This window comes from Coriobacteriaceae bacterium, assembly GCA_025992705.1.
In the GTDB taxonomy this organism is placed as follows: domain Bacteria; phylum Actinomycetota; class Coriobacteriia; order Coriobacteriales; family QAMH01; genus QAMH01.
On the sequence record DAJPGJ010000001.1, the window covers coordinates 1,472,760 to 1,492,301 of the forward strand.

Below are 19,542 nucleotides of genomic sequence, written 5' to 3' on the forward strand. Positions count from 1 at the left end.
CAACCATGGACATCCTCAAGGTTACCAACCTGACGAAGGTCTACGGTAAGGGAGCGCAGGCGACATGTGCGCTGGACGACGTCTCGTTTTCGATTCCGGAGGGCCAGTTCGTCGCCATCGTTGGCGCATCGGGCTCGGGCAAGTCGACGCTCTTGCATCTCATCGGCGGAGTGGATCGCCCCACGTCGGGTACCGTCGAGCTCAACGGCGCGAACATCTACGCACGCACCGACGAGCAACTCGCCGTGTTCCGACGCCGCGAGGTGGGCCTCGTCTACCAGTTCTACAACCTCGTGCCCATACTCAACGTCGCCGAGAACATCACGCTGCCGGTTGCCCTGGATGGGCGCGCCGTGAACGAGGAGCGCCTCTCCGCGCTCATGCGCACGCTCGGGCTTCAAGGTTATGGCAACCGCCTACCCAATCAGCTTTCCGGCGGTCAGCAGCAGCGCGTGGCCATCGGACGTGCACTCATGAACAACCCGGCCATCGTATTGGCCGACGAGCCCACGGGCAATCTCGACTCGCAGAACTCCCGCGAGATCATGGCACTTCTGGAAGCGGCAAACCGCGAGGCGGGACAGACGCTCATCGTCATCACGCATGACGATGACATCGCGCTGTCCGCCGACCGCATCATCGCGATCGAGGATGGCCGCATCGTATCCGACGAGAGGATCCGATGATGAAGGTCATGACATCGTTCACCATCAAGTCGTTACGCACCTCGACGGCCCGCACCGTCGTCACCATTGCCGGCGTGGCGCTTGCCGCGGCCCTGCTCGTGGCCGTGCTCTCCTCCTACGTTTCGGCCACCGATTACCTCCTGCGCAACGAGACGACAGCCAACGGTACCTGGATGTCATCGGTCATCGTGCCCGATGACGCAACGAGCCGCGACGAAATCGCGGCGGCGCGGAGCGCATCTGACGTCGAGGCGCTCGCAACGCTGCAGGACGTGGGCTTTGCCGGGTTATCGGACAATCAGCGGCTCACGCTCGGCACCTACCTGCCCATACTCACCAGCACGGGCTCGCTCGACGAAGTCTGCGGTGTCCACCTGGCCGAGGGCCGCATGCCGCAAAATCCCGGCGAGATCGCCCTGCCCGGTATCTGGCAGCGCAACAGCGCCCTAGCACTGGGCGATAGCGTCACGCTCGACGTCGGAAGCCGTCGCGCCGTACTCGCTCCCGGCGAACAAGGCAGCATGAGCGGCGCCTCCTTCGCCGTCGATGACTATGATCCCGAGTTCGAGCCCAAGGGCTACACCGTCGAGGATGGCTCGTCCCTCAACTCGTCGATGGGATATCTCGATTCCGCCGATGACAACGGCAAGTTCGACGAGGAGCTCGTCGGCGTGCAATCGCGCACCTTCACCGTGGTCGGCTTCATAGAGACCGCCTCCTGGGGTACCATGACCGGCGTGGGACCGGCCGCCCTCACCTTCGATGACACCGCTACCGGCGACATCGAGGTCTTCCTCGACATCACCGGCGTCTCCACCGTCAAGCAGGTCCGCGAGCGTACCGCCGAGCTCTTCGGCGACGCTGACATCGAAACCCATGTGAATCTCCTGCGCTACATGGGCATCAGCGACCACGGCTCGATATGGGAGACCTTCTTCTATCTCGTGGTCATCCTCGCTGTCATCATCATGGTCGCTTGCATCTCGCTCATCTACAACGCATTTGCCATCTCGGTCAACGAACGCATGCGGCAGTTCGGTCTGCTTGCCTCGATTGGCGCGTCCAAGCGCCAACTGCGCCGCGCGGTCCTGCTCGAAGGCGTCATCATCGCCGTCATCGGCGTCCCCGTCGGCATCGCGGTGGGGCTCGGCGCGTGCGCGGGTATCTTCGCCTGGCTCGGCAACGCCATCGCCGACATACTGGGCGGGCAGTGGAGTTCGTTCTACCTCGTCGTCGATTGGCGCGTGGTGCTCTTCGCCGTGGTCCTCACGGCGCTGACGGTACTCGCGAGCGTCTGGATTCCCGCCTTGCGCGCCGCCCACGTCTCCCCCATCGACGCGCTGCGCCAGAGCTCGACAATCAAGCTATCGGCCCGTGCCGTGCGCGCGTCCGGCGGACACGGCAAGCTCGCGCTCTGGAAGCGTCGGGGCGTGTCGGGCACGGTCTTCGGCATCGGCGGACAGCTCGCCTCGATCAACCACAAGCGCAACGCTTCCAAGGGGCGCGCCGCGTCCGTTTCGCTGGCCCTCGCCATCATCCTGCTCATGACTGCCGGGTCATTCTCGTCGCAGCTCGGCATGTTCACGAAGGTCGCCGGCAACCTCTCGGAAGCCGATGTCACGATGACGGTTTCCCTGGAGCCCACCGACGAGCACGCGGCTACGGCCTCGAACATCGAGGCGACCGGTGCCGACGTCTACTCCCAGGCGAGCGCCGTGCAAGGCGTGACGCCTCTGGGTTGGGCCATCGTATCGACACATGGCGGGCTCATTCCCGCGTCCATGGCGGGAGGCGCCCTGAACGCCTCGGTCACCGCGGATTCGCTCGTCGACGGTGACGTGCCGGCACCGCTCTTCGTCGCCTTCCTGCCGGCCGACGAGTTCGCCGCCTATGCCAAGGACAACGGCATCGACCTTCCCGGGCAGTCCGGCGCACCTGCCGCCATAGCCGTGCGCGAGGGCTACAGCAACACGGGAAGCATGTACAGCTACGATGAGCTCTTTGCCCAGACGGGAACCATCGACATCGTGACCGGCATCAGAGGAGACGACGCGGCCACGGCGGGCATCATGGTGACCGACACGGCTGACGACGGAGCGGAGACGCTCGAATTCATGCGCTGGGTCAAAGGCGAAGGCTACACCGACCAGAAGCTCGCTTCCGACGAACTCGAGCGCACGCCAATCGAGGTCGTGGGGTTGGCGGAGAGGCGACCCGCATGCGTCACCTCAAGCGGTGGTGTGATGATCGTCGTTTCCATGGAAGACACCGGCACTTTGCCCCTCGTCGGTGCAACGAACAACCTGAACTTCTCGGCTGGCTTCGACACCGCCGACAGTGAAGCTGCGGTTAAGGCCCTCACGCCACTCTCCACCGTTTTCGAGGACGCCGGCTACAAGATCTCCTTCAACCACGTGATGGACAACGCGGCCCAGGAGCAGTCCATGGCCATGATGGTGACCGTGGTGAACGTGTTCTGCTTCCTGTTCTCGTTCATCCTCACGCTCATCGCCCTGGCCAACGTGTTCAACACCGTGACCAACGGCCTCATCCTGCGCAAGCGCGAGTTCGCGGTCATGGAGTCCATCGGCATGGGCGCGCACCAGTTCCGCTCGATGATAGGCTGCGAATGCGTCGGGTACGGCCTGCGCGGCCTCATACCCGGCATCATCGTGTCGTTTGGCGTGAGTTACCTGCTCTACCTGGCGCTTGGCATATCCATGCGCGGGCTGCCCTACACACCGCCGTGGATGTACCTCGTCCTGGGTTGCGGGCTCGTGATCGTGGTCATGGCCGCGAGCGTGCTCTACGGCCTGCACCGTTGCCGCAAGGGTGACATCGTCGAAGCCCTGAGGATGGAATAGGGCCGGCAGCGTAGCGTCGTCTCGAGCAGGGTGCGCCCCCTGTCATTCCGAGCGAGCACCCCCCCTGTCATTCCGAGCGAGCGCAGCGAGTCGAGGAATCTTCTCCGTCACTGAGAAAGCGATGGTCGAGATTTCTCGACTTCGGCGCTACGCGCCTTCGCTCGAAATGACAAGGGGGGAAGCGCTGTCATCTCGACTGGAGCGGTCGTTAGACCGCGGAATGGAGAGATCTCTGAGGCGGGGATTTCTCGACTTCGGCGCTACGCGCCTTCGCTCGAAATGACAAGGGGAGGCACGACTACGGTCCCTTCGCTCGAAATGACAATGGGAGGGCGTCAGATCACGAACGCTCGTCGGACCCGAAGGCCTTCATGAGCAGCGAGACGATGCCGCACAACAGACCGCCTATGGGCCATGCAAGCCAGAAAAGCGACTGCGCGTACGAGTGCGTCGGTACGAAGAGCATGACGAGGCCGGCGATGGTGGCGATGATCATGATGCAGCCGCAAATCGCGCCGATACGTTTGTCGGTCGCGTGCGTTTGGAGAAGCTCGCGCTTCTGCTCATCGGTCAGGGGTGCCGACTCGATCTCGTGCGCCTCCAGCACCTCGCCGGCGCTGCGATTGTAGTTGGCGATGTTCATGCGGCCGTACATCATGCCACCGTACACGATAAGTCCCGCGCCACATGCTATGAGCATGAGCATGACGGATGGGGCGACGCATTCGGACAGCGCCGTGTCGGCGGTGGCGATGACAAAGCAGACGCCGACGAGTATGCACATGATGCCACCCACAAGGCGCCAGCTGAAATGCTTGCGCGCTTCCTCCTTCTGGGCCGGCGTGTAGAAATCCTCGATGTAGGGATGCTCACGTACGAACGCGCTGTGACCCATGCCACCGGGTATGAGCATGGCGAGCCCGACCCCCACGCCCGCAAACAAGAGCAACGTCCCTAACGCCAGGTAAACGTTCTCGGAGAACAGACCCTCCAGCGGACTATACGTGTCGATGTCGGCGGCGCAGAAGAACAGGATCGACAGCGCGACACCGAAGACGATGGAGAAGACGCCAATCGAGACCTTGCGGGCAAACCCCCGCATGTGCTCGTCATAGCCCACGACATCGACCGGCGGAGTTCCCGGCACCACCGAGGCTGCTGACTCCACCGGACGGCCGGTAAGGTCTCCCTGCACGAGCTCGTCGAGCGTGCAGTCGAATATCTGGCACATGCGCAGAAGCTTGTCCATCTCCGGGTACGACTTCTCGGATTCCCATTTGGTCACCGACTGCCGGCTCACGCCGAGTATCATGGCCAGCTGCTCCTGGGTCATGTTGTGTGTTGCGCGCAAATGCTGGAGGTTTTCTCGAAAGCTCATGTCATTCCTTTGCGTTGGGTGCGATTGCGTCCCCAAATTTACCGAGTGGCAAGGTGACATTCTACCAACCAAGAGATGCTTTTTGCCGCGTTTTCGAGGCACCCGCTGGTTGCCAATCCCAGGTCACAGCCGCGCAAACCATAAATGAGACAATTGCTCTGAGTAACTGTCTCATCAAATGTTCTGCGTAACGACGGAGGCACGCTCGCAAGCACACTGGCCCGCCCGTTCCGCATCAAAGCGGCGGTTTCTGAAGTAGATGACCCAGTTGATGCCAAGAAACGCGAGATTGAGGACGTAAATCCAGAAGACCCAATTCATCGCCCCAAGAGCGATCTTGGCCGCGATACCGCACAGGTAACCGAGGCATATGAGCGTGAGGAACTGCCAGCTCGTCCCCTTTGCCGTCCTTGCCCTATACGACTTCCATGCGTTCATGGGCCAAGACAGCCCAAAGCATATGAGCATCGTGGCTTCCAGAAGCTCCGCTAGCAACATCGCGACTCGCTTTCTCTCGCATCCTTCCAAAGGCAAACGAGGCAAATGGACAGGGTTCCTTTTTCTCATTTGCCGAAGCTCATTCTCCTATTCGCACGTCACATATGTCTAATATATAATTCGTTGTACTTTCATATCACTTTGATATGAATAAGCACCTAATCTCGTGAGAAACCGGAAGGCACGATGGACGTAAGGCAGCTTAAGTACTTTCTCGTGACGGCGCAGCTGGAGCATGTCACCCATGCGGCACGCAAGCTCTCAATAGCGCAGCCCGCCCTCTCGCAATCGCTCCACAGGCTCGAGGCGGAGTTGGGCGTGAAGCTCTTTGTCCGGGAGGGAAGAAACCTGAGGCTGACCGAGGAAGGCGCCTACCTGAGAGACAGGCTCTCCCCCATCGTGGCGGAGCTCGACAGCGCATGCGCAGGCCTCGAGGCGTTCGCAAAAGCCGAGGCCAGCACGGTGAACCTCTGCATCGCGACCGCCTCGGTCATCGCTGTCGATGCAATCGGCACCTTCGCGCCCCAGCACGCAGAGACGCGATTCGACGTCAACAGGGATGACGCATCACCCCGCAACGACATCATCATCGACACGGTCCAAAACGCGGATGGCAAAAGCGGCAAGACCGACATCGCGAACTCCCACGCCGACTTCGCGGAGCGCGTCTGCATAGCCATCCCGGCATCGAGATCACATGGAGAAGCTATCGCACTCGACGAGCTCGCGGATGCGCGTTTCATCAGCCTCGCGGGATCGAGGCGCTTTCGCTCCATCTGCGACGAGCTGTGCGCGAGCAGGGGCTTCGAGCCCGACGTCATGTTCGAGAGCGACAATCCGGCCGTGGTCCGAAAGATGATAAGCTTGGGCTTGGGCGTCGGATTCTGGCCCGAGCGCAGCTGGGGTCCCGTCAACGGCGACGACGTCATCGTCTTGCCGTTGGCAGATGACACCTTCTCGAGGACGATTCACCTCGAACTCACGCCACGCGGCATCGAGAAGGAAGCGGCGCGTACGTTCTTCGAACACCTCGTCGAGCACTTCGCAAGCGTATGGGAGAGATGATTGCAGAACCCAACCTTGACCGAGCGGTATTACTACCTGGACGCTTTGCGCATCATCGCGATATGCGCGATTGTCCTGCTCCACGTCGCCGGTTCGTATTGGTACGAGCTTGACGTTTCCAGCTTCGACTGGCACGTCGTAAACGCATACGACTGCATGACGAGATGGGGCGTCCCCGTGTTCGTGATGATCAGCGGCGCGCTCTTTCTCGACCCCAGCCGTCCGCAACCCCTCAAGAAGCTGTGGGGTAAGAACATCCTCCACATCGTGGTGCTCATTCTCTTCTGGGGCCTTTTCTACGCGTTGATCTACGACCGGCCCGGGCAGCTCTCGCCCGAATCGCTCGTGGGCTTCCTCGAAGCGGCCATGTTCGGTCCCCAGCATCTCTGGTTCCTCTTCATGCTCATCGGGCTTTACGCCATCGTGCCGTTGCTCAGGTGCATCACGGCAATCGAAAGTGCCACGAAGTACTTTCTCGCCATCGGATTCGTCTTGAACGTGGCGCTTCCCCTTGTAACTATCGATGGCATGTTCCCGTTGCTGGACAGGCTCATGGGCGCCTTCATGATTCAGCTGCCCCTGGGCTACTCGTTCTACTTCGTCCTTGGCCATTACCTCGCCTCGCATGTTTTCACGCGGCGCGTCCGCATCGGCATCTACTTCCTGGGACTCCTTTGTCTCGTTGCGGCGACGGCGGCATCCGCCTGGTTTTCCAACATTGCCCACGCGGCGGACAACGCGATAATCGCGGGCTCGTGTTTCTTCATGTTCGCTGCAGCGGGCATCTTCGTCTTCGTCAGGCAGCTGTTTCACAAGCATGAGCCAAGCGCGCGCGGCAAGCGCCTCGTGACGGCACTTTCGTCGTGCACCTTGGGGGTCTATGTCATCCACATCTTCGTGCTGCGATTGCTGATGCAACTCGGCATGAGCGGAATCGTCCCACCTGTCCTCGTCTCGATTCCCGGCATGGCGCTGCTGGCCTGCGTCCTCTCCTTTGGCATCGCCTGCGTGCTCAAGAAGATCCCGGTTTTCGGCTCCTATTTCGTGTAGGTGGGATTCCGACCCTCCCCCAGAGTCTGGATTTCCCGCATGCGCGAGCGGACGAGCCCCGTTACGGTGTATGCTGGGACGTGGAAAGATTGGCGACGATGGGAGAGGCCATGATTCACGAAATCACCGACGAGAACTTCGAGACCGAGGTCATGGACGCGGATACGCCTTGCGTCATCGAATTCACCTCCGACTGGTGCGTGCTGTGCAAGGACATGGTCCCCTCGTTCGAGAAGGTCGCCGAAGAGCTCGGTGACAAGGTGAAGTTCTGCAGCGTGGACACCGGCAAGCAGCGCAAGCTGGGCATCACGTTTGCCGTCGGCTCGCTCCCCTACGTCGTCTACGTGGCAAACGGCGAGATGACTCCGCTCTTCGACGAGCTCGTCTCGGCGGACAGGTTGCGCGAGCGCGTGCAATTCATGCTCGACGGCGGCGAGGTCGCGACGACGCGCCCCGTCAACCTTGCGCATCTACACCGGTAGAGCATGTCTCAGGGACGCTGTCTCAAAACATCGACATTTCTCTGGCTTTGGGCATCTTTTGAGACAGGGTGCCTGAGACGTCATCTCAAAAAAAAGACGGCACCCTCTAGGCAGGGTGCCGTCTTCGTTTCGCGCCATGTGCCACCTACTGTCCCGGCGGCTTGTAGGCGGGCATGTCGTCACCATGCTCGGAGAGGTCGGACATGAAAAGATCCTCCATGATGGTGTTGCGCGTGTTCCACGTCGCGCCAGTGATCGCGTCGACCACATCGGCGATCTCCTCGTCGGTGGCGATTACGATCTTCTGCGCCCGAACGCGTTCGGCATCGAAACCGGTCATGTCATGTCCCTCGGGCACGATCAGCCCCTAGGCATTTGCCGAAGGGACCTTGGCGCCAGCCGCAGGTGCGGCGTCCTTGGCCTTCTTGGCACGCTCGCCGGTGATGACCGCCGCCAGACCACCCGCCGCCGGATCGCACAGGAAGGCCACGATGACGATCACGGGCCAGAACTGCAGGCACAGCGACACGAAACGGTCGAAGAGATTAGTCGCCATCATCTCGCCCGTAAGAGTCGAGACCGCCTCGACGTCCCCGACACCCGTCATGAACGCCGTCATGACGATGCCCAGGAAGAACATGATCAGCGTGCTGAAGAACACGTTCTGGATCAGGCGAAACGCGACACTGCCCGGCTTCGCGTCATAGTACTGGGCGCATGCCGCAGCGATGCGCGCGAGCGGGATCACGGCCGTCACGACGAACGACGTGATGAAGGCCACGAGGAAGCTCATCAGGAAGAACACCGGGTCGATGTGCGGCATGCCCTGCACGATGGTGAGGCACAGGCACAGTACCGCCGCGACAAACAGGGAGAAGAACAGCCCGTAGATTATGTAGTACTTCTTGCTATGCATGATGCACGCTCCTTAGAGGATGGGCGCGCCCTGGGGGGATGAGGGCGCACCCACTCGGCTGGTCGCTAAAGGCTAGTTCAGCACGAACATGGTCTTCTGCTTCTCGTCCATATGCTCGGCCAGCTCGGATACCGGGCCGAACTCGAGGCATTTGGACTGGCAATGCTGCACGCAGGTCGGAATCTTGCCCTTCCCGCGGCGATCCGCGCAGGTGTCGCACTGCTTCGTCGGAATGGGCAGGTACGAGAACTGCCAGTTCTCCTCGGCCTCGTCGCCGATGACCCAGGGGCCGATCTTGACGACCTTGATGCCGGTCTCGCCCACGGGCAGCCCATGCTCCATCTGACACGCGATCTCGCAGCTATGGCAGCCCGAGCACCACTGGGCGTCAACCAAAAGTCCGTATTTAGTCATGGCTAGTTTCCTTCCTCAACCTTGTAGATCTTGCAGATGGAGCTCTTGTAGTTCGAGCCGAAACCGCTCTTGCCCGGAATCCACGGAAGCGTGTTGTTGATGTTCAGGTCGAACACGTCGTAGAACTTCTCGGGATCACCCTCGGGGAACCACCAGCCGTGATCGCAGGAGACGAGACGACGATCCATGATGGGCGTGAGCTTGGCCTTGCGCTTGGCGCGGCCGAGCGGCCCTTCCATCCAGACCCAGTCGCCGTCCTTGATGCCGTACTTGGCGGCCGTATCCGGGTGAATCTCCATGAGCGGCCAGGGGCGATAGTGGCGCATGCGCTCGATCTGGCGATGCTCGGAGTGGAACATGCCCCAGAAGCGCGCACCCGAGGTCATGACGAGCGGATACTCGTCCATGAGCTCCGGCGTGGAGCCGGGACCGGGCTCGGGCTCCTCGAAGTAGGGCAGCGGGTCGAGACCGGCGCGACTGTAGAAGTTACTCCACAGCTCGATGCGACCCGTCGGGGTGTTGAAGCCGGGCTGGCCGTCAGAGCGCAGCATGCCCTTCTCGTAGCGGTAGTACTCGATGGGCTGATAGGCCGGAGCGACCTCTTGTAGCTCCTCGAAGGTCATGCCGGTGGGCTCGAGCATGTCGGTGAACATCTCGTCAACGTTATCCCAGGGCCAGCCATCCGGGTTCCAGCGCTTGCCGAGCTCGAGGTTGATCTGCATGTCGGACTTCGTCTCGCCGATGTCGACGATCTTGTTGATGGTCGATCCGCGCTGGGCACCCGAGATGAAGGCCAGACCGTTGCGCTCGGCGAAGGTCTGCGCGGGCAGCACCACGTCGGCCAGGGCCTCGATGGTCGGCGTCCTGAACAGGTCGACCACGACGATGAAGTCGAGCTTGCTGAGGGCCTTGTAGAGCCTCTGCGGGTCGGCACCCATGCAGGCCAGCGGATTGGTGGTCTGCAGCCAGGCACCATGGATCTCATAGGGGTCTCCGGTCTCGATGGTCTTGACCGTCTCGTCGGGCTGGGACACGGCGAAGCCGAAGTTGTAGAGCGGGTAGTCCTGGATGCCGATGCGCTTCTTCTCCTGCTCCGGCCCCAGCAGCTCGCGACCCCAGCCGCCGGCAACGGAGAGGATTTCGGGGGCGACGATCATGCCGCCCGGACGCTCCATGTTGCCCGTGATCTCCCACAGCGCCAGGATGGCCTGGCCGGCGGGCATGGCCTCGCGTGTCATGTCGACGGCGACGCCCCACTGCAGCGTGGAGTTCTTGGCCTTGCCGAGCATACGGGCGGCCGCGACGATTTTGTCGGCGGGCACCCAGGTGATCTCGGCGACCTTCTCCGGCGGGAACTCGGCGGCGCGAGCCTTGAGCTCGTCGAAGCCGTAGCACCACTTGTCGACGAACTCGTGGTCGTACAGGTCCTCCTTGATGATGACATCCATCATCGACAGCGCGAGCGCGGCATCGGTGCCGGGACGCACGCGCAAATGCAGATCGGACTTGGTGGCAAGCCACGTGACCTTGGGGTCGACCGTTACGATCTTCATGCCACGCTTCATGAGGTCGATGACCCAGTGACCGTAGAAGCCCTCGAGATTCGACTTGAGCGGATAGTTGCCCCAGATGAACATAACCTCGGGAACCTCGTAGTCGGGATGGTCGTAGCGCTCGGGGAACTGCTGCGCGCAGTCGGGAATCCACGGCGCGCCGGTGGTGGCGGCCATACCGGCGATGCGTGGCAGGTAGCAGGCTTGGCCGGAGAGGAAGCCCGTGTAGTTGGGAGAGCCGAACGACCACGCCAGGCGCGTGATGTAGGCGGCGATGTCACGGCCGGTGCCCTGCGCGAAGACGACCGACTCGGCGCCGTACTTCTCCTTCATATCCATGAACTTCTCGGTGATGAGGTCATACGCCTCATCCCAGCTGATGCGCTCCCACTTGTCCTTGCCGCGGTCCTTCGGGTCGCGCTTCATCGGATACAGCAGGCGCTTCTCGTGGTTCGTCACCTCGGGTGCGTCCAAGCAGCGCATGCACAGACGACCCTCGGTCCACGGGTCCTCCGGGTCGCCCTCGCACTTGACGAACTTGCCCTCCTGGTCCGTGTACATGATGACGCCGCAGCCCATGTGGCAGCCAGGGCCGGTCCAGGCGCAGCCGCGCGTGACGTTCAAGTCCCCTTCCTCGTACTTGAACGGCCGCTCGTGCTCCACGGTCTTGTACTTCTCGCTCATACCTTCCTCCCGTCTCGTGATGTGCGAATGGGACTTCACGTGACGGCAACCGCATGCCTTGGCATGCTGTTGCAAACAGGCGACCCCATCCGCTACGCTTGAGAGGAAGGCTATGGAGCGCGGACGTTTTACGCCATCAGTAAAAACGCTGAAACTTTGTTCCGGCTATCGCGACTTTAAGCATATGCGCCACCTGGAGGACCTATGAAAGAAAGTATGAATGACGCCGTTGAGCCCGCTCAAGGCATCAACTTCTCGAGTCTCTTCATGGCAGCGTGTGGGTTCGCACTCTACTGGGCATGCTTCTTCACGATGCTGATGCGCAACTCCTTCATGGACGCCGCAATCGAAGAGCTCTGGTACCACTTGTACCTGAGAATCGTCTTCTTGGTGGGTTCGGCGATCATGTGCATCGTGATTGCGAACAAGGCCGACTGGTTCTCTTCCGAGCGTGGACGACGCCTGCAAAAGGCCGGCATACTGCTATTCTCCGCTGTTGCAGCCATATCGTCGTTTACGGCCTACACGCTCGAAGCTCCCCTCCCCCTCGCTTTCGATTTCTTTGCCTGGTCCCTGGCGGGCATGGGGCTAGCCTGCCTGCTCATGATCTGGATTGAGCTCATCGCCGCGCTCGACCGCAAGGCCTGCGCAACGGTGCTCGTAGCTTCGATGGCACTCGGCGCACCCACGTACCTGATCATGAATCTGCTTCCGTTCCCGTTCAATATCGGCATGCTCTGCTTGTGTCCACTTGCGAGCCTTGGCATTTTGGAGATGCTCGAGCATGATACAAACATCGTCATGCCAGCGTTTGTTCCACTGGAAGAATCGCGAAAGAAGACACGCCTTACCCTGCTTTTTAAGATTGTTTGCGTAGCCTATGGCATCGTTTTTGGCGTCGGCATCGGTGCAACCACGCAGTTTGGCGAAAGCAATCTGCTGCTGGGTGGCATCACGCTCGTCCTTATCACAGGTGCGGGGGCTGCCTGGCTCGTCCTACGCACAATGCCCGACCTTGCACGCCGCATGAGCAGCTTCAGACTTCTCTTTCCCGTCTTGATCGTCGCGCTCATACCAATGTCGTTTTTGCAAGGTCCCGCCGCTGCATCCTGCAACATGCTCTTACTCGGTTGCTATGTCTTTTTCGAGGCGCTTGATATCGAGCTCGCGCTCGACATCGCGCGCACACGCAAAGCCCCACGTCTGTACCTCGTGGGATTGACCCAGGCATGCCTCTACATCGGCCTGCTGATTGGACACGCCATTGGACTTGCTGTGACCTCGTCGGGCGTCATGGATTACGCGATGCTCTCGATGGCAGCGCTCGCTCTTGTCGTGCTGCTTGCCGTCATCATCACCTTCGCCCCTCTCTCCCCGCTTGCAGAACCAGTTATCAAGCGGAGCGAATCGGCAGATGCAGACGAAGAGAGCGACACCAATGACACCTGGCAGGCGCATTGCGAACGCGTCGCCAAAGATGCAGGGCTTTCCGCTCGCGAAACGGAGGTGTTCATGTTGCTGGCAAAGGGTCGTGGCGTCGAGCACATCCAGAACAAGCTGTGCATCTCGGGACACACCGTAAGAACGCACGTCTACAACATCTACCGCAAGATGGGAATCAACTCACGCGAGGAGCTCCTGGATGCCGTCGAGCAGGAACAGGCAAACCGCAAGGCGGAGTAAGGGGTCACCTCTCCCCGTAGTGATACCGACATGAGGCGATTTCGATGTTTGTCCCCACAACTCGATAGACGAGCCTGTTACATTCGTCGATGCGACGTGACCAGAGACCAGACAGGTCACCACGGAGTGGTTCGGGCCTGCCAATCCCAGCAGACAGGCCATTTCGCTCGATATCCTTTATGAGCAGGTTGATTCTCTTGAGGGTCTTGCGATCCTGCGTTTGCCACCAGACGTAGTCTTCCCAAGCTTCGGGTGCCCAGACCTTATTCATCGTCCACCAGCTCGTGAACGATACCGTGCCCCTCGTCGAGCGACGCTACGCCACGTCTGATGTGATCCAGATTCTCTCTGCTGTAGAAGGGATCGTACGAGACCTCGAAGGGGATGCGATGCTCGCGGCCCATCTTCTTGGCGAAGATGTTGAATGCCGTGCTCATGCTCATGCCAAGCTCCTTGCATGCGATTTCCATGTCGCGTTTGACGTCCTCGTCCATGCGGACGTTTACCATCGTGCTCGCCACTGCATGCCCTTTCTCCCTAAGAGAAAGTATAATGAGCAGATGAAAGAATGTAAAGACAATCGCTTTACATTGTATATACGAATTTACTTGAAAAGATTCATCTGCAACACGGGGTTAAATCGAGACAAGACGGCGTTGGCGCGCGACATGCACGACGGCGACATGACCTTCGCGGGCAATCGTGTCTTGCAGCGTTGCGGCGGGAAGCTCGTAGTCGTTGTTGTTCTCGGACACGTGCATGGCGATGACCGCTTCGAACCCGTCATGCAGCAGGCTTGCGAGCTCGGCGGCTGCCTGCTCGTTGGAGAGATGCCCGCGCTCCGAGGCGATGCGACGCTTGAGTGGATACGGATACGGCCCCTCGGCGAGCATCTTCGGATCATGGTTTGCCTCGATCGCGAGAAGACGACACCCGCCCAGCGCCTCATGCGCCTGCGGCGTCACGACGCCCGTGTCAGTCACGTAGCCGATCGCGTCGTCACCGCATTCGACGCGAAAGCCGAAGGACTGCGCCGCATCATGCGAGGTGGCAAACGCGTAAACCGCGAATCCGGCAAGGTCAAGCCCGTCACCGGCGGCAAAGGAGGCAATATCGCAGAGACCCTGCTCGAGCAGTTCGCCGATATCGCGGCTAGCATCGCGCACGGCATCGCTCACGTGGATTGTCGGGTGCACACCGAGCTTGGCAAGCCCCCGGTAGACCACCCCGAGCCCCTTGGTGTGGTCGGTATGCTCGTGCGTGATAAGGACGCCCCTCAGCCGCCGCAAATCGAAGCCCGCCTCGTCGCAGCGGGTGAAGAAGTCGCGCTTGCAGATGCCGCAGTCGATGAGCAGGCCCTCGCCCGTCGCGACGTTCTCGACGATGGCAGCGTTGCCCTTCGACCCGCTCGCGAGCACGTGAAGCCGCATGCGCGCATCATTCGTCCGCTGTGTCACGTTGTCATCCCGCAAGCTTCGCTATATCCAGCGAACGCGTGACATGTCGAAACGCTTGGGGCTGCGCGGTTCGAGCATCTCCTTGGGATGTCCGACGGCGATGAGCGCAAAGGGGATGCAGCCGTCTTCTGCCCCGATGACCTTAGCGACGGCCTCGATGCGGTCTTGCTCGGGATAGATGCCCAGCCATACGGCACCCAACCCCAGTGTCTGCGCCTCGAGCAGGATGTTCTCCGCGCAAGCCGACATGTCCAGGGGAACGCAGCCCTCGAAGCGCTTCTCGCCACCCGATACGCACGGCACGATAACGAGATCGCACTTGCCTGCGGGGTGCGCATACGGGCTGCATGCGGCAAGCTCTTCCTTTACCTGCGGATCACGCGTGAGAACGAACTCCCATGGCTGCTGGTTGCCCGCCGACGGAGCCGCCATCGCGGCCTCCATCAGCCGCTCGACCTGCTCGTCACTCACCGGCTCGTCGGTGAACTCCCTGATGCTCACACGCGTGAAAATCGCATCTTCCATGGCTTGCTCCCTTCACTCGCTTGCTCCTGTCAGTTTACTACCTCAGCTGCTCGCGAGCTCGTCGAGCGCATCGCCGGTGACCCGGTAGACCGTCCGCTCGTCCATCGGCTTGGCACCAAGTAACAGGTAGAAGCCGATGGATGGCCCATTCCAATCCAGACAAATGTTGCCGGGGCAGCTTTGCCTTATTTCCCACGCAGGGTCTCGAAGACGTCCGTGAGGAAGCTGGGATCTTCCGAATCCACGACAACCATCATCGTCTTCGAGCCTTCGTAGGGCAGTCTGCGCTGCGCGTCCAGGAAGAACGCATCCAAACACTCGAAGGGCTTGAGCAGCAGCTCGTCATCGTAGATTCCGCCGACGACCACATCATCGAGGTAGACGATGTACTCGCCCATCATCTTGCGCGTCCTGATGCCATCGACGCCCGCGAGCAGCTCCAGCACGTAGTCGTGGTACTCCTGCGATGAGGCCATGTGCCCTCCCCCTTTTTTTCGTGCGAAATGAAACGATGCTGCCAGTATACTTCCCCGCCATGCCAATGAGAAAACGATCGGTACATTTCTCATGACAGCACCGGATAGATGCGCCATACTGCTGGGCAGTCAACGACACGGAGAAAACACCATGAGCATGCCCGAGATGAGACGCAAGCTGCAGCACATTCCGCACGACGAGTGCCTCGCGATGCTGCGCGACGGCCAATTTGGCACGCTCGCCGTGCACGGCGCCGACGGCTACCCGTATGCGGTGCCCATGAACTACGCGCTGCTCGATGCGGGCGAGGAACTGCCGCTCATCTGCATGCACAGCGCTCAGCAGGGTCATAAGATCGATGCGATCGCGCGTGACTCGAAGGTCAGCTTCACCGTCGTGGGGCAAAGTCGCATCGTTCCCGAGAGGATAACCGACTACTTCCAGAGCGTCATCGTCTTTGGCAGGGCATGGGTAGAGGATGACCCGCAGATCAGACTCGACGCCCTGCATGCACTCGGAGAAAAGTATTGCGCTGGCTTCGAGAACCTCGTCGAAGATGACATCGCCAAAAGCGGTCCGCACTGCTCGATCATCCTCGTGCGTATCGAGCAACTAACCGGCAAGGAAGGACTTGACCTTGCCAAGACCCGCAGAGAATAGCCATGCGTGCCTTCATCGCCCTGGACATTCCACAGGCTCTGCGGGAGGACGTCGTCGCCCTGGCGCGCCAGCTCAAGACCGCCGTTAAGGGGCGCTTTGTGCCACGCGAAAACTACCACCTGACAATCGCCTTTCTGGGTGATGCGAGCGAGCGTGACCTTGCTGACGCCATGCTCGTGCTTGACGAGGCGGCGAGCCACTTCGACCCCGTCGAGCTGACACCCGATGGGCTGGGCAAGTTCGGACGCGCGAACGATGCGACCCTGTGGCTCGGCTTCACGCAGGACCCGAAGCTCATGGAGCTTGCCGCCTTCGTGCGTGCAGAACTCGATGACGCCAGCGTGAGCTTTGACGCAAAGCCCTTCCTTCCCCATCTCACCATCGCACGACGTGCCGCGCTCGACCATGGCATGCTGCCGGCCTTGCCCTTCCCCGCTCCGGCACATACCGGCGAGCTCTCGCTCTTCAAGAGCACGCTGACAGGTGATGGCGCGATCTACGAGCCGGTCTACACAGTACGGCTTGGGAACTGAGGCGCTCTGCACGGCTCGCGATGCAAATTTTTTGCGTAAATGTGAGACCTCCTGAACCTGGAAGGGCACTTCATGCGCATTTTTTTCGATAATGTGAGACTAGACGAGGAATCGGTCTCACATAATCGCAAAAAAAGTACAGCAGGCAGCCTCGTGTCTCACATAATCGCAAAAACCGTGCAGCAGGCCACCGTAGACCTCACATAATCGAAAAAAACGTGCATCTCGCCAACGACAACCTCACACTTACGCAATTTCTTTACACGGCGCATTTCGGATAGAATGCATCGCATGACATGCGGGAGAACACAGCAACAAGCTCGCATCTGGTACGTGGAAGACGACACGGACCTCGCGCAAGCAACGACGCGATTGCTTTGCGAAGCAGGATTCGACACACACGCGTTCACTGACGCTACGAGCGCGCGATTGGCACTCGCGCAGACTTTGCCTGATTTGCTCATGCTCGACTGGAATCTACCTGATGCGGACGGCATCGCCCTCTGCCGCAGAGCAAGGAATATCGAACCCGAACTTCCCATCCTCATGGTTACCGTGCGCGATGAGCCACGTGACATCGTCGAAGGCCTCGAAAGTGGCGCGGACGACTACGTGACCAAACCGTTCGACGCAAGCGTCCTCGTCTCGCGCATCCGCGCCCTGCTACGTCGTTCATCGCCGTCACGTACTATTTTGAGCTGTGGCGACGTGCGCATCGATGTCGACGCTGCCTGTGCGTTCCTTGGCGAAGATGCCCTCGACCTCACGCCGACGGAATATCGATTGCTGCAACTCTTCCTCGAGAACAAGGGGCGCATCCTGACGCGCAGCCAGATCGTCCAGAGGATCTGGGATACCGATGAAAACGCCGTGTACGACAACACGCTCACCGTCACGGTAAAGCGTCTGCGCGCGAAGCTAGGAGCCTCCAGCTGCATCAAGACCGTACGTAGCTTCGGGTACCGCATGGAGGAGCTGCCATGAACATGATAATCGCCCTCGTCATTGGCACCATCATCGGCGCGGCGCTCGTGGCCCGCCAGGCATTCCGTTCCAGACAGCGTCAGGAAGACCGCATACGCAATCTCTCCGTCTATCTGGAGCGCGCGGTCGCAGGCCAGGCGCCCATACTCGAAACATCCGGTGAGGATGAGATATCGCAGCTGCAAGACGAGATAGTCAAGACCGTGACAGCGCTCGAGTATGCCCGCCGACGCGCGACTGAGGACAAGGAAGCCTTCGCCGAGAACCTCGCCAACATCGCGCATCAGATAAAGACCCCCATCGTCACCATGTCGCTTGCCGCGGATGAGCTGCCCGACGACGAGCAGGCGGATGTCATTCGACGCCAGCTCAAGAGGCTCATGCAGCTACAGGAAGATCTCCTCATGATGGCGCGAATCGATTCGGGCGCACTCGTGCTCGATATCGATGATTGCGATGCATACTCACTCCTGGAAACGGCAGCCGACGACATCGACGAACTCGCATGTCATAGGCAGGTTACGATAGACGTCGAAGAACGCGGTACCGTGAGCCTGCGCGCGGACTTCCACTGGATGTGCGAGGCAATCTCCAACATCCTCAAGAACTGCGTCGAGCATGCACCGGCACACTCCACCGTGCACGCATCCTATGCCGATAACCCCCTCTACACCGAACTGCGCATTTCCGACGAAGGACCCGGTTTCTCTTCCGATGACCTTGCCCATCTCTTCGATCGCTTCTACCAGGGACGCGGAAGCGTCGCTGGCGCGACCGGTCTCGGGCTTTCCTTCGCCCGCCAGCTTATCGAGGCGCAAAACGGAACCATCGCTGCGGAGAACCTCCCCGCCGGCGGAGCGCTGTTCGAAATCAGAATCTATCGTCACCCCATTGTCACTTTGCATTCGTAAGCTAGGCCCAAGCAAGAGCTTCGTGGCAAAGTGGAGGTTACGATATGCCGATCGTCGAATGCATCGATGTCGAGAAGACGTACGGAAAAGGTCCTCAGGCTGTCCATGCCCTGCGCGGTATCAGCCTGTCCGTGGATGCGGGGGAATTCGTCGCCATCATGGGCGCATCGGGATCGGGCAAGTCCACCTTACTGCACATGATCGGCGGCATAGACACGCCCACTGCCGGTGTCGTGGCCGTCGATGGGACGGATGTCGCGACGCTGGACGCGACACAAACGGCCATCTTCCGCCGCCGCAAGGTCGGATTGATCTACCAGTTCTTCAACCTGATCCCGACGGTGAACGTGCGCAAGAACATCATCATGCCCATGTTGCTTGACCGGCGCGAACCCGACCAGATGCTATTCGAGAGCATCGTCGGCACCCTCGGCATAGACAAACTACTCGATGCCATGCCTGTCGAATTGTCAGGTGGTCAACAGCAGCGCGTGGCAATCGCCCGCTCGCTCGTCTACCGGCCAGCGCTCCTGCTCGCCGACGAGCCCACGGGTAACCTCGACAAGCGAAGCTCGCGCGAGACGGTCGACCTTCTCAAGATGGCAAACCGGCAGTTCCACCAGACGACGCTCATCATTACGCATGATGACGAAGTGGCACTCGAAGCCGACCGCATCATCACGATCGAAGATGGTCGCATCATCGCAGATGAGCGTAGGTGA

At 60.4% G+C, this 19,542-nt stretch carries 22 protein-coding genes; 11 read left to right on the forward strand and 11 right to left on the reverse strand.

From position 1 onward, the window contains the following. The first annotated feature begins 5 nt into the window (after positions 1–5). Both OIM11_06580 and OIM11_06585 read left to right on the forward strand, forming a co-directional pair. Complete coding sequence (locus tag OIM11_06580; protein ID HJJ00792.1) at positions 6–686, forward strand: ABC transporter ATP-binding protein; 681 nt, start codon at positions 6–8, stop codon at positions 684–686. Beyond that, positions 686–3,550 carry an ABC transporter permease gene (locus OIM11_06585; protein HJJ00793.1) on the forward strand — a complete coding sequence of 955 codons (2,865 nt, stop codon included), beginning with the start codon at positions 686–688 and terminating at the stop codon, positions 3,548–3,550. Before OIM11_06580 ends, OIM11_06585 begins: the two co-directional genes overlap by 1 nt. Before the next feature lie 340 nt (positions 3,551–3,890). Here OIM11_06585 and OIM11_06590 read toward each other — a convergent pair whose 3' ends face one another. Continuing rightward, on the reverse strand, positions 3,891–4,928 hold the full coding sequence (locus OIM11_06590) for a helix-turn-helix domain-containing protein (GenBank protein ID HJJ00794.1): 1,038 nt from the start codon (positions 4,926–4,928) through the stop codon (positions 3,891–3,893). Between the two features lie 174 nt (positions 4,929–5,102). After that, positions 5,103–5,426, reverse strand: coding sequence for a hypothetical protein (locus OIM11_06595; GenBank protein HJJ00795.1), 324 nt, complete (start codon positions 5,424–5,426; stop codon positions 5,103–5,105). A 186-nt stretch (positions 5,427–5,612) separates the two neighbouring features. Between OIM11_06595 and OIM11_06600 the strand changes: the two genes are divergently transcribed. The 3 genes from OIM11_06600 to OIM11_06610 all read left to right on the forward strand — a co-directional run bounded on the left by OIM11_06600 (position 5,613) and on the right by OIM11_06610 (position 8,023). Then, positions 5,613–6,491 (forward strand): LysR family transcriptional regulator, encoded by an 879-nt coding sequence (locus OIM11_06600; GenBank protein ID HJJ00796.1) that lies wholly within the window; start codon positions 5,613–5,615, stop codon positions 6,489–6,491. Next, positions 6,492–7,541: an acyltransferase family protein gene (locus OIM11_06605; protein ID HJJ00797.1), complete on the forward strand. Its 1,050-nt coding sequence runs from the start codon at positions 6,492–6,494 to the stop codon at positions 7,539–7,541. It begins immediately after the preceding gene. 110 nt (positions 7,542–7,651) lie between these two features. After that, positions 7,652–8,023, forward strand: a complete 372-nt coding sequence (locus tag OIM11_06610; protein HJJ00798.1) for a thioredoxin — start codon at positions 7,652–7,654, stop codon at positions 8,021–8,023. A 145-nt stretch (positions 8,024–8,168) separates the two neighbouring features. Here the strand turns inward: OIM11_06610 and OIM11_06615 are convergent, their stop codons facing one another. From OIM11_06615 to OIM11_06630, 4 genes are all read right to left on the reverse strand, one after another. After that, positions 8,169–8,381 carry a hypothetical protein gene (locus OIM11_06615; protein HJJ00799.1) on the reverse strand — a complete coding sequence of 71 codons (213 nt, stop codon included), beginning with the start codon at positions 8,379–8,381 and terminating at the stop codon, positions 8,169–8,171. 9 nt (positions 8,382–8,390) lie between these two features. Next, complete coding sequence (locus OIM11_06620) at positions 8,391–8,939, reverse strand: hypothetical protein (GenBank protein ID HJJ00800.1); 549 nt, start codon at positions 8,937–8,939, stop codon at positions 8,391–8,393. A 72-nt stretch (positions 8,940–9,011) separates the two neighbouring features. Then, positions 9,012–9,353: a hypothetical protein gene (locus tag OIM11_06625; GenBank protein ID HJJ00801.1), complete on the reverse strand. Its 342-nt coding sequence runs from the start codon at positions 9,351–9,353 to the stop codon at positions 9,012–9,014. A gap of 2 nt (positions 9,354–9,355) precedes the next feature. Next, on the reverse strand, positions 9,356–11,590 hold the full coding sequence (locus OIM11_06630; protein HJJ00802.1) for a molybdopterin-dependent oxidoreductase: 2,235 nt from the start codon (positions 11,588–11,590) through the stop codon (positions 9,356–9,358). A gap of 204 nt (positions 11,591–11,794) precedes the next feature. Here OIM11_06630 and OIM11_06635 point away from each other — a divergent pair, with 204 nt between their 5' ends. Next, on the forward strand, positions 11,795–13,273 hold the full coding sequence (locus OIM11_06635; GenBank protein HJJ00803.1) for a helix-turn-helix transcriptional regulator: 1,479 nt from the start codon (positions 11,795–11,797) through the stop codon (positions 13,271–13,273). A gap of 4 nt (positions 13,274–13,277) precedes the next feature. On the opposite strand, the gene OIM11_06640 is transcribed toward OIM11_06635, so the two are convergent. The 5 genes from OIM11_06640 to OIM11_06660 form a co-directional block, all read right to left on the reverse strand. Then, positions 13,278–13,544, reverse strand: a complete 267-nt coding sequence (locus tag OIM11_06640; GenBank protein ID HJJ00804.1) for a Txe/YoeB family addiction module toxin — start codon at positions 13,542–13,544, stop codon at positions 13,278–13,280. Further along, the gene (locus OIM11_06645) at positions 13,537–13,794 is read right to left on the reverse strand and encodes a type II toxin-antitoxin system RelB/DinJ family antitoxin (GenBank protein HJJ00805.1); all 258 of its coding nucleotides are present in this window, start codon (positions 13,792–13,794) and stop codon (positions 13,537–13,539) included. Before OIM11_06645 ends, OIM11_06640 begins: the two co-directional genes overlap by 8 nt. 114 nt (positions 13,795–13,908) lie before the next feature. Then, entirely contained in the window at positions 13,909–14,730 is an 822-nt protein-coding gene (locus tag OIM11_06650; protein HJJ00806.1) for an MBL fold metallo-hydrolase, read from the reverse strand. A gap of 21 nt (positions 14,731–14,751) precedes the next feature. Continuing rightward, on the reverse strand, positions 14,752–15,255 hold the full coding sequence (locus tag OIM11_06655; protein HJJ00807.1) for a nitroreductase family protein: 504 nt from the start codon (positions 15,253–15,255) through the stop codon (positions 14,752–14,754). Positions 15,256–15,440: 185 nt separating this feature from the next. Then, positions 15,441–15,731, reverse strand: coding sequence for a TfoX/Sxy family protein (locus OIM11_06660; protein ID HJJ00808.1), 291 nt, complete (start codon positions 15,729–15,731; stop codon positions 15,441–15,443). A 151-nt stretch (positions 15,732–15,882) separates the two neighbouring features. Between OIM11_06660 and OIM11_06665 the strand changes: the two genes are divergently transcribed. The 5 genes from OIM11_06665 (at position 15,883) to OIM11_06685 (ending at position 19,542) form a co-directional block, all read left to right on the forward strand. Further along, positions 15,883–16,392, forward strand: coding sequence for a pyridoxamine 5'-phosphate oxidase family protein (locus OIM11_06665; GenBank protein ID HJJ00809.1), 510 nt, complete (start codon positions 15,883–15,885; stop codon positions 16,390–16,392). Between the two features lie 2 nt (positions 16,393–16,394). After that, positions 16,395–16,925, forward strand: a complete 531-nt coding sequence (gene thpR / locus OIM11_06670) for an RNA 2',3'-cyclic phosphodiesterase (protein HJJ00810.1) — start codon at positions 16,395–16,397, stop codon at positions 16,923–16,925. Positions 16,926–17,216: 291 nt separating this feature from the next. Beyond that, entirely contained in the window at positions 17,217–17,909 is a 693-nt protein-coding gene (locus tag OIM11_06675; GenBank protein HJJ00811.1) for a response regulator transcription factor, read from the forward strand. Further along, positions 17,906–18,820: a HAMP domain-containing histidine kinase gene (locus tag OIM11_06680; protein HJJ00812.1), complete on the forward strand. Its 915-nt coding sequence runs from the start codon at positions 17,906–17,908 to the stop codon at positions 18,818–18,820. Before OIM11_06675 ends, OIM11_06680 begins: the two co-directional genes overlap by 4 nt. A 44-nt stretch (positions 18,821–18,864) precedes the next feature. Further along, on the forward strand, positions 18,865–19,542 hold the full coding sequence (locus OIM11_06685) for an ABC transporter ATP-binding protein (protein HJJ00813.1): 678 nt from the start codon (positions 18,865–18,867) through the stop codon (positions 19,540–19,542).